We start from the raw sequence: 9,301 nt of genomic DNA, 5'->3' as shown, positions 1-9,301 counted from the left end.
ACAACTCCCCCAGCGCTCCATCAACCGCAACGAAGCCCGTCGCCTGCTCGCGGGCATCAGGCTCCGCTGCAGTTCACGGAACGCGCGGCGGACCGTCAGACGGCGGGCGAGGCCGGGCGCGGCGTAGGCGGTGACGACAAGCGCGGCCACGGTGGTGAACGTGGCGAGGGGGCCCATCCAGCAGGAGACGAGCAGAGCAGTGCCGGTCAGCAGCAGGACAGCGAGGGTCACGGCGAGGACCTGGTCGCGGGCGTCGTGCATCGGATCCCCCTCCTCGTGTGTGGTCACTTGCGCTTCAGGCAGCCGGCCGGCACCTGTCCGCCCGGGACGATCCGCCAGATGCTGCCGCCTCCGCACTCGCGGTACTCGCTGCCCCCGCCCCGGCCAACCGCGACAACGCACGACGTCACCGTCTCCCCCTTCCCGAGGTAGCGCACGAACGGCGAGCCGGGCGTGGCCACCGGGCCGTCGTTCCACGCGGGCCTGCGCACCGCCGCCCTCTGGACGGCCGTCCACTTCGCGGAGCACGGCGTCGCCGCTGCTGCGGTGGCGGTGAAGTGCGGGGCGGAGAGCATGGTGGCGAGGACGGCGGCGGCCACCGTGATGAGCAGGCATCGGGGCGTAGGCATATGCCGTCAACCCCGGGGATCGCAGGGCCGGTCACGGCCGCGCGCCGAAGATCACCCGCCCCAGACCGCCGGGCAGCTTGTCTGCCCGGCAGCGCGCGGCGGCCCCGCCGACGCGCAACACCCTGGAAGGCCGCCCGGCCCGATCCCCGGCCGCTCCACCACCACACCCCCAACCTCCCCTTCCCTTCTTCTTTTTCCTGGGATGGGTCGTTGGTGGGGGTGCAGAGGGGGATGTCGGGGTCCCCGACTATGCCAAAAGGGCGTGGTGACCTGCGGATACTCCGTCAGGCGCCGGATAGGTGCGGACGGTTGTTGGCGGGGTTGTCGGCAGGGTCCCCGGTGGGGTTGCGGGCGTGGTCGGGGGCGGGGTTATCGCATCGTGACGCTGGTCGGGCCTTCACGGTCGGGGTTCTGGTCGGGGCCGGCTGCTGCCGTGGACGTACGAGCGGCGCCGGAGAAGACCGGCGCGGCAGCGTACGTGAAGGGCAACGATGTTGAACGTGGACGCCGGTGGCGGGGACCGGCTCGCCTTGGCAGTGCTGGCGCAGTACCGGATGACCACGACGGAGCAGATGCATCTGACGATTGCGCCCGAGGTGCGGATCGAGCAGACCCGGCGAAGGCTGGCCAAGCTCCGCAGTGAGGGCCTGGTCGACCGCGTCACCCTGCCGCAGGCCGGCCGGACGCGGGTGTGGTTCGCCACCCAGTACGGCGCGGACGTCGCCTCCGAGTGGCCCGAGCTGCGGGAGCGGCGGCCGCCGAGGCTGATCGCGGACCGGACCGCGGCCCGGCTGCGGGCGGGGCATGCGCTGACGGTGACGGAGACCGGGCTGGCGTTTGTGCAGGATGCGCGTCGCCGGGGTGATGAGTGCCGGCCGCTGGACTGGATCCCCGAGGTGCACCACCCTCTCGGGGGCGGCGAGGCTGTCATCCCGGACGCGCTGCTGTACTACCGCGCCTGCGACGACGGCGGGTCGATGCTGCGGGCTTTCGTGGAGGTCGACCGGGCCACCATGGGGCCCGAGCGCCTGGCCGCGAAGCTGACCGCTTACGCCCGCCTCCACGACTACGTGCCCGCACCTGTGCCCGGGCGTCCCCGGACCGCTGCCGGGCAGCAGCAGCTGCTGGAGGAGGACTGGCGGCGGCGCTATCCGCTGTTTCCGCGGCTGCTGTTCGTCCTGGACGGCACCGGCCCGGCCGGTGTCGAGAACCGCATCCGCGCCCTTCGCGCAGCAGCCTCGCAACTGCCCCCGTACGGCTTCCTACGCGACGTGCCCGTCCTGGTGGCCCCTCTGGTCAACCTGCTCCAGGACGGCCCGTCAGCGCCTGTGTGGAGTCTCGTGCAGGCCCCCGGCACCACAGTCGCCTGGACTCACTCCCGGCACCCGTGAGCTGGTTCTGGTCACCGAGGCTAGACAGCACTGGTGACCCTCTCAGTGGGGCGGATGATACTGAACATATGACGCGCGGTGACGGGTACGGAGACCTCCCCAGCCAGCCCGGGGACGGACAAGGATCACCGCAGGCGGTCGAGTACGCGCAGGACGGGGCCTGGGTCATCGCCGTCCCCGGCGCCTGGGACCTCAACTCCCTCGCCCCGCTCACCGCAACGATGGAGAAAGCCGCGGCAGCCCATGCGCTTCTCGTCGTGGACGCATCAGCCGTCACCTTCGCGGACTCCTCGTTCCTGAACCTGCTGCTCAGCATCCACAACTCCGGCACCACCACCCTCCGCCTGGCCGTACCCGCACCACAGCTGCAGCGCGTCCTGCAGCTCACCGGAGCCGACACCGTCCTCGACATCCGAGCAACCGTCCACGACGCCACCACCCCCTAACACCCGGCCCTGCGCAGTCGCAGCGCACACCGCACGTGCAGCGACTGCGCACATGCGAGAAAGGGCCCCACCACGGCTCCCGGCACCCCGACCACAGACCCGACCACAGCAGCTCACAGCGTTACGCAGCCCCATGCACGCCGCCCGGCACCTGATTGCGCAGCCGGCGCGCAGTCCGCGCGAACGAGTGCGCAGCGGCCGCGTGCAAGACCGAGCCGGTGACCTCGGAGCCTTGCACGGGTCATCGCCCTGCGCTCTGGACGATCCCGAACACCACAGCGGCCAGAACGCCGGCAGCCGCCAGACCGACCGTCAGCGGCATCCCCAACGCCGGGCGGCGGTAGGCCACGTAGACCAGGCCGCCGACCACGATCAGGCCGACCAGGACCAGGAGCAGCACGACGAGCAGCGCCAGCGCAGACATGGAAGATTCCCCCTCGGGATCAAGCACACGGGGAATCCCGCGTGCGAATGGGTGACAGGGCACAGCGCCCTGGTGGCCCTTAGGTGCCGGCAGGGATGCCGGACAGGGCGGAGACAGAGTGCGAGTTGCTGGGGTTAGCCCCGCAACCGGCTCTGAACAGCATTCGCCGGTGATCCCGCGTCTCGCGGTCAGGCGGAACGGAAGGGGTCTCGGGGCGCTGCGGCTGTGCTGACTCTTCGCAGTCCCGAGCCCGTATTCAATAGTTCCCGGCACCCTCGCACGCGGTCCTGCGCCCTTGAATGCGCGCTGCCGCCCCGCCACAGCACCGGAAAAGCAGACACCTCCCTCCGGCTACCTGCGGAGGGAGGTGTCGGCGTACACGGCCGGCTTGCCCACGGTGCCTCACCTGCACAAACAGGCGCCCGCGCGATGAGGGGGCTGCAACTCTCGGTGCAAGTCCCGGTGCAACGGTGGAGCCCACCCTCCAGCCCCCTAAGGGCCCTACCAAGGAAGCAACCCACCGAGGCTGTACAGGACTCGCCGGTGGGCCGGGTCCGGTAGCAGCTGGGCAAGCCTGTCCGATACTGGGCAAGCCCCAATCCGTCGGGCTTGCCCGGCTGTTGCGGGACCCCGACCACGGGATGCCAGGGAGGCGTACCACGGGCCCGACCAAGCCCCGCAACCCCCGACCATGGCAGGTCAGCGCGGCACTGCCAGCGGGCGAACAGGAAGGCGGCCCCGGGGCCGGGCGGGGTTACCGGGGCCGCAAGCGGAGCGAATCCTGCCCGGAGGCCACCAGGCCGGACCCGCACACGCGTCACGGGGGGCAACGCGCCCGATGGCGACGGGTCACGGGCCCGGTCAGGCGTCCGTGTCGGCGTGCCAGGCATGTACTACGCGCTCGCCTTGGGCGGTCTGCTCCTGGAGCGTGATGACCGCGCCCGGCAGGCTGCGGTAGGAGCCGATCCACGACGCGAACATCCGCTGGCAGCACGCGCTACTGCCTTGAAGGTAGCGAGGGGGCGGGTTGCACCTGCTGGAGTGCCGCGGCTGCCGGAAGCAGCGGACCCTGCCCAGCCGCTACCGCATCGAGGTCGTCCGGGCGTACCTGGAGACGACCGAACACCATGGCGGCTGCCAACGCCGACCATTAGCCCAGAACACGGCGCTCGCACACGGCATCCACCAGTTCGAGCTGGAGTGCTGGTGGCACGAGACCACGTGGCCCAGAGGTTTCACCGTGCCTGAGACAGCAGCACCCGTACGGAACTTCGTCGACCAGGCCATCGGTGCTGTAAGAAGCCTGCGGCTCGAACTTCACCCGGTGGACGGCACTGAAATCATCACCCCTACCGTGATCCAGATTCGCGGCGACAAGGCGAACTTCCGGCCCTGACCGTGGCAGTCGACCGGAAGGCACCGGATGGACTCCGAGTGCTGGAGGAGGTGCGGTTCGAGCCGAGCCCATTCGTCCTCTGGAAGATAACCACGCCCCGCTTCAAGCGGAACGACGCATCCCCGGACGAGTCACTCGACCCGTCCAAGACGGCAGAGGCCGTTCGCAGTTGAGGGTCATGGTGCGGCGTCGCGTCGCTTCATTTGCCAGAACGTGCGTTCACGCGAGTCCAGGATCGACAGCAGGGGGGCGTCAATGCCAAGACGAACCGCCGTTTGGTGAATGGCCTCGCGCAGGTACGGACGCACTATCGGCGTGGCAACGACTTTCGCGAATTCTGACACCACCTCGGGAGGAACGCTGACCTGTTCCGGAGTCCGGAAGACGGCCGCAACATCTGCGATCAGGCGGCCTTGACCGGTAACGACCAGGGCCCGCAATCGGATGTCGATGGTGTCGCCTTCGAGGCGCTGCATCAGCTCGATCTCAGCGGTGTCGTCGTCTGGTGCCACGTCGTCACGGCATCCTGTGCTGGCGCGCGAAAATCCGTCGAGCCGGCGTCCGGACACCTCGTAGTAAAGGATGTCCACTAGTTCCGCCGTGCTCTGCAGTTCATTCACCGTGGCCAGAACGCGTGCCACTTGGCTGCTCATGCCGCGGACCGCCTGCCTGCCACAGCAACGGACTCTTCCTGGTGCGCGACTGCCTGCCAGCCGGCGTCCGAAGGACGCTCTTCCACCACCATCGTCTTGACGCGGACGCACAGCCCAACCGCCCGGGCGTACCGCATCACCGTACTGAGGCGCGGGTCGCCGCCCAGGCGCTCAAAGTCGGATACGGCCGACTGCGTGGTCTCCATCGCTTCGGCGACCTGCGTCTGCGAGATCTTCCGGCGCTTGCGGTGCTGTACCAACGTCTCGATGAGTTTCATGACCCGCTCGGTGTCATCAAGCGCGTCCTGTGTACGAGCATCAGCCAGATCGATCCCGAGCATGTCAGCGAGGTACTCATCCACGGTGTCCCCCTTCCCCTGCTAGCCGAGTATCGCCTAAAACCGATATCAATTCAACGCGTCAGGTCGTTGATCGTCACGTTTTGACCTGATTTGCCACTCGTTCAGGCGCTTACGGGCAGTCTCGATATCGGTTGGATCGGTTGCGATGCCCTGCGTGGACTTCTTGTTCACGAACTTCACAGCGAGCAGGACGTTGGCTGCCTCGACCTCGCCGTAGAAGAGCCGGAAGATCCGCTCCCCGCAGTCCAGCCTCAGCTCCAGCAGCCCCCCACGCAGGTCCTTGCGGTCCTTGGCTAGGAGCTCGCCCCGCTGCGCCCGCTCCATCAGCCGGCCCAGCTTGGCCTTCTCATCCCTGGTGAGCTGGCACTTGAACATCTCCTTGCGTACAACATCCGCCCCCACGGATGTCTGGTAGAACTCCCAGCGCTGTGTCACGTGCCCGCTCCCCCTCCCTGCGGTGGCAGGGCGTATCTGCCGAGGCCCAAAACTGTTGCAGACAGTAAGCGGACGATCCCTTTGATATTTAAGCTGCGAGAACCCCTCCGGCTGCCGCTAGGCACAAAGGTTTCGGCTGCTCAGCGAGGGAGTGAGCCGACCTCAGGAGCACTCAAGGACGGCAAGAGGTACTGGGAATCTGATCAGCACGATCACCCTTACGGGTGAGAGTGAGGCTCAGCAGCGCACCGGGGCGGCGTACCGGTGCACAAGCTCGGCATCAGTCTGCGCCATCGCGGCACATCGCACTCCGTGCCGCGCACGCCGCAGCGGGAACGCCAACAACACAACGACGGAGACGGGCCCAGTGCTAAGAGCAGCCGACGGGGACCAGTCCCTGGCCGCGACCGCTGGCCTTGATCCGGTACACAGTTACCAACATGACCGGGCGGAGACTGTGCACCTGCCGCACCTCAGACACTTCGCGGCTTGCGCCCCGCAGTCTTCTTCGCGGTCGTCTTCTTCGCCGTGGTCTTCTTGGTTGGCGGCTTCTTCGCGGCCGCCTTCTTCTTCGGCGTCGGCAGCTCGTGCACCTCGGCCGGCTCACCGCGGGTGGCCTTCGCCTGCTCAACGCTCGCGCTCAGTGCGGCCATCAGGTCAAGCACCTGGGCCGACTGCTCCGGCTCGGGTACCTGCGGCAGCGGCATCTCCTCCCGCTTCGCCTCGATGATCCGCGCCAGGGCCTCCGTGTACTCGTCGCGGAACTCCTCGCCTTCGAGATCGTCGCGGGCCAAGGTGTCCATGAGAGCGAGCGCACCTTCGATCTCCCGCTCATCGACGTCGACGGACGGCGGGTACAGCTCCTGCGGGGAGCGGATCTCGTCCGGCCAGCGCATGGCGTGCAGGACCAGCGCGTCCTCCCTCACACGCAGCAGGCCCAGGCGTTCCCGGCCGCTCCACGCGTACTTGGCCACGGCCACCTTGCCGGAGCGGCCGAGCGCCTGGACGAGCAGCTTGTACGGCTTCGCCGCGACCTGCCCGCTCGGCTGCAGGTAGTACCCCTCCCCGATCCGCAGCGGGTCGACGGTCTCCAGCGGCACGAACCCCTGGATCTCGATCGCCTTCGCCGTCGGCAGCGGCAGGTTCCGCAGTTCCTCATCGGTGATCGGGATGACCTGGGTGCGGGTCAGCTCGTAGCCCTTGCCGATCTCGTCCTGGGTGACCTCGCGGTCCTCCAGCTCGCACACCCTGCGCACCCGAACCCGGCCCATGTCCCGCAGGTGGTACTGGTGGAAGCGAATGCTGTGGTCCTCCGTCGCGCTGACCACGTTGATCGGCACCGTGACCAGACCGAACGAGATGGCGCCGGACCAGATGGTTCGGGGCATGACGACCTCCGCAGTGCGCCCCGAGCACACTCAGCCTAGAAGCCGGGGCCAGCACCGGGCACCCGAGAACCGGCCCAGTGTTCTGGCGCCTGCTTCGAGGCTGTGGGGGTCGCACAGGGCATCACTGTCGTTGCTGCGGAAAGGCGTCGCTGGGATCACCGTCCGTCGGCTGACCCGCCTCCCGTGTGCCGGACAGGCCGACTGCTGTGGCTGTGGTCGCGGAAGTCGGCGATCGCGGTCCTCATCTTGTCTGCGGCGTCCCACTCTGCGTGGTAGTCGCCGGTGGGTGTGCGCCAGGCGCGCACCAGGCGGTCGGCAACCTCGGCGACGTCGTCCGGGCGCGCGAAGATCCGGCGCAGTGGGGTGAGCGGCCGGTGCGGTCCTTGGATGCGGGGGTTGGCGCCGAGCGGCGTGTACGCCCAGCCGGTCTCTTCAGTCCAGGTCATCCGGAGACCGCCGATGCCGTGGGTGCGGCTGACGTCCCAGGCGAGCATCAGGTACATCGTCTCGCCGTGCTCACGGCCCATCGAGCCGGCCCGGATCTTGCCCGGCGCAATGCCACGCGCGGTGAGGGCTTCGTCGACGGCCTGCGCGTAGGGCCAGTGCGGCAGTGTGCAGCTCGTCCCCGGCGGATCAAGCAGCATCTCTTCGCCTCCCCGGGGCGGACCGTGAGGTCATGACGCGTGGGGGAAGGTCGCGGCGGGGCCGACCGCGGTGGGGCCGAACTTGGCGCGGATGCGGTCCATGGCGGCCTCGGCGACCAGACGGGCCTCGCGGGCATGGTCGAGGCTGATCTGCTCGGCGACCTGGCCGGCGTCGATGAGGTCCTCGCCTTTGAGGGCCAGGCCGGTCAGGCGGCCGCGCTGCAGGCCGGCGGCGTCCATCAGCTGATAGGCGAGGGATCGCAGGTCCTCGTCGTGCGCGGACGCCTCTCGCAAGCGGCGGGTCTTCTCCCAGCTGGTACCGCCCGCGAACCGCAGGGTCAGGGTGAGCGCGCGGGCCGCCTGGTCGCGACTGCGGAGCAGCACGCCGAGTTGGACGACCAGGTCGAGCAGGGCGGCGCGGACGGCGGCCCCGTCCAGGGTGTGGCGGTCGAAGGTGTGCCGCACGGTCGCGGAGGCGGGCAGGGCGCGAGGGACGACAGGGCGCGGGTCGATCCCGCGGGCCCGGTCGGCGGCGATGCGTCCGGCGCGGCCGCCGAGCAGACGCTGCACGGTGGCGGGCGGGACAGCGGCGAGCAGGCCGACGCTGTGAATGCCGTAATCGCGCAGCGCGGCCGCCTGACGGGGGCCAATGCCATGCAAGGCGTCCACCGGCAGCTGGGCGAGCCAGTCGGCGGCGTGCTCGGGCGCAATCGCGAGGACCCCGCCCGGAGCGGTGATCTGTCCGGAGGCAGTCGCCGCGACCGTGATGGTCGGGCCCATGCCCACACGGACGTCGACACCCAGGTGGGAGATGGCCCGCACGCGCAGGACTTCGCCGAGCCGCCGGCCGTCGACCCCGTGATAGCGCAACGCCCCCTTGAGCTAGACCAGAGCCGCAGAAGGCGGCAGCGCCTGCACGACCGGAGACAGGTCCGCCAGAAGCTCCAGAACCTGCCGGTAGGTCTCCTCCGGCAACCGGTCCGGGCAGCGCACATGCATCACCAACGACTGCCCAACCTGCGGCGTCTCCACGTTCACCAAGGTCCACCTCCCACCCCCTCACGTTATCGAACATAAAATCGAACACGCGAGTGCGCGAGCGCATCGACCGGTGTGACGGAGCACGACAGTTTGCGAGTGATCGTTTAGAACTCGCTGGTCAGCGCCATGACGGTGCACCGCAGTTTGCGAGGTTGGAGCACGACACCTTGCGAGTGCTGGCGACCGAACGACTCGCATCGGCGACAAAACCCCAGGTCAGGCGAGCGTTCCTGGCGGCTCGCAAACTACCGTGCACCACTCGCAAACTACGGTGCTCCGTCACAACCGGGACGAGGCCTGCTGTTGTGGCTGAGCACCGGATCTGTTCAATGAGCACTGGACCTGTGCAGCCGTATCCGGCTCGTGCTCAGCGGCAGCTGCCGCCCGCGGCGCCAGTGCCTTTGGGCGCGGGAAGCAGCCCGATCCTGCGGGACTAACGTCGTGATCATGAACCTGAACCTGTACGGCGACGCCATACCCGAGGGACTGTCC

General features: G+C 68.8%; 11 protein-coding genes and 1 pseudogene. 3 read left to right on the top strand and 9 right to left on the bottom strand.

The genetic code is table 11. From position 1 onward, the window contains the following. Together IPZ69_RS45110 and IPZ69_RS45105 are read right to left on the bottom strand one after the other, a co-directional pair. Nucleotides 1-261, bottom strand: a 261-nt coding sequence (locus IPZ69_RS45110; RefSeq protein ID WP_235460727.1) for a hypothetical protein, incomplete at its 3' end; no start/stop codon positions are given. 23 nt (nt 262-284) lie between these two features. After that, complete coding sequence (locus tag IPZ69_RS45105; protein WP_235460726.1) at nt 285-629, bottom strand: hypothetical protein; 345 nt, start codon at nt 627-629, stop codon at nt 285-287. A gap of 491 nt (nt 630-1,120) precedes the next feature. On the opposite strand from IPZ69_RS45105, the gene IPZ69_RS45100 reads away from it, so the two are divergent. Next, nucleotides 1,121-2,020 (top strand): replication-relaxation family protein, encoded by a 900-nt coding sequence (locus IPZ69_RS45100; protein WP_235460725.1) that lies wholly within the window; start codon nt 1,121-1,123, stop codon nt 2,018-2,020. 68 nt (nt 2,021-2,088) lie between these two features. Further along, nucleotides 2,089-2,466, top strand: a complete 378-nt coding sequence (locus tag IPZ69_RS45095; protein WP_235460724.1) for an STAS domain-containing protein — start codon at nt 2,089-2,091, stop codon at nt 2,464-2,466. A gap of 241 nt (nt 2,467-2,707) precedes the next feature. Here IPZ69_RS45095 and IPZ69_RS45090 read toward each other — a convergent pair whose 3' ends face one another. Beyond that, entirely contained in the window at nt 2,708-2,890 is a 183-nt protein-coding gene (locus IPZ69_RS45090; protein WP_235460723.1) for a hypothetical protein, read from the bottom strand. 1,027 nt (nt 2,891-3,917) lie between these two features. On the opposite strand from IPZ69_RS45090, the gene IPZ69_RS45085 reads away from it, so the two are divergent. Next, nucleotides 3,918-4,286 carry a hypothetical protein gene (locus IPZ69_RS45085; RefSeq protein WP_235460722.1) on the top strand — a complete coding sequence of 123 codons (369 nt, stop codon included), beginning with the start codon at nt 3,918-3,920 and terminating at the stop codon, nt 4,284-4,286. Between the two features lie 176 nt (nt 4,287-4,462). Here the strand turns inward: IPZ69_RS45085 and IPZ69_RS45080 are convergent, their stop codons facing one another. The 6 genes and pseudogenes from IPZ69_RS45080 to IPZ69_RS45055 all read right to left on the bottom strand — a co-directional run bounded on the left by IPZ69_RS45080 (nt 4,463) and on the right by IPZ69_RS45055 (nt 8,767). Continuing rightward, the gene (locus IPZ69_RS45080) at nt 4,463-4,939 is read right to left on the bottom strand and encodes a hypothetical protein (protein WP_235460721.1); all 477 of its coding nucleotides are present in this window, start codon (nt 4,937-4,939) and stop codon (nt 4,463-4,465) included. Continuing rightward, nucleotides 4,936-5,301: a helix-turn-helix domain-containing protein gene (locus IPZ69_RS45075; RefSeq protein WP_235460720.1), complete on the bottom strand. Its 366-nt coding sequence runs from the start codon at nt 5,299-5,301 to the stop codon at nt 4,936-4,938. The genes IPZ69_RS45080 and IPZ69_RS45075 overlap by 4 nt, the downstream gene beginning before the upstream one ends. A gap of 45 nt (nt 5,302-5,346) precedes the next feature. After that, a complete protein-coding gene (locus tag IPZ69_RS45070; protein ID WP_235460719.1) occupies nt 5,347-5,736 on the bottom strand; it encodes a type II toxin-antitoxin system RelE/ParE family toxin in 390 nt (129 codons plus the stop codon). Nucleotides 5,737-6,209: 473 nt separating this feature from the next. Further along, a complete protein-coding gene (gene ku / locus IPZ69_RS45065) occupies nt 6,210-7,124 on the bottom strand; it encodes a non-homologous end joining protein Ku (RefSeq protein WP_235460718.1) in 915 nt (304 codons plus the stop codon). Nucleotides 7,125-7,279: 155 nt separating this feature from the next. Next, nucleotides 7,280-7,768: a DUF6292 family protein gene (locus IPZ69_RS45060; RefSeq protein WP_235460717.1), complete on the bottom strand. Its 489-nt coding sequence runs from the start codon at nt 7,766-7,768 to the stop codon at nt 7,280-7,282. A gap of 30 nt (nt 7,769-7,798) precedes the next feature. Continuing rightward, nucleotides 7,799-8,767 (bottom strand): annotated as a pseudogene (locus tag IPZ69_RS45055) (DNA polymerase Y family protein). Between the last annotated feature and the right edge of the window lie 534 nt (nt 8,768-9,301).

This window comes from Streptomyces olivochromogenes, from assembly GCF_021538895.1.
In the GTDB taxonomy this organism is placed as follows: Bacteria; Actinomycetota; Actinomycetes; order Streptomycetales; family Streptomycetaceae; genus Streptomyces; species Streptomyces olivochromogenes_A.
The sequence above is the reverse complement of the archived record's forward strand: the minus strand, read 5'-3'. Positions and strand labels throughout refer to the sequence as shown.

Excerpts from the sequence above, each read along its gene's own strand:
- IPZ69_RS45105 (WP_235460726.1), bottom strand. The coding sequence starts at position 629 with ATGCCTACGCCCCGATGCCTGCTCATCACGGTGGCCGCCGCCGTCCTC.
- IPZ69_RS45100 (WP_235460725.1), top strand. The coding sequence starts at position 1,121 with ATGTTGAACGTGGACGCCGGTGGCGGGGACCGGCTCGCCTTGGCAGTG.
- IPZ69_RS45095 (WP_235460724.1), top strand. The coding sequence starts at position 2,089 with ATGACGCGCGGTGACGGGTACGGAGACCTCCCCAGCCAGCCCGGGGAC.
- IPZ69_RS45090 (WP_235460723.1), bottom strand. The coding sequence starts at position 2,890 with ATGTCTGCGCTGGCGCTGCTCGTCGTGCTGCTCCTGGTCCTGGTCGGC.
- IPZ69_RS45080 (WP_235460721.1), bottom strand. The coding sequence starts at position 4,939 with ATGAGCAGCCAAGTGGCACGCGTTCTGGCCACGGTGAATGAACTGCAG.
- ku (WP_235460718.1), bottom strand. The coding sequence starts at position 7,124 with ATGCCCCGAACCATCTGGTCCGGCGCCATCTCGTTCGGTCTGGTCACG.
- IPZ69_RS45060 (WP_235460717.1), bottom strand. The coding sequence starts at position 7,768 with ATGCTGCTTGATCCGCCGGGGACGAGCTGCACACTGCCGCACTGGCCC.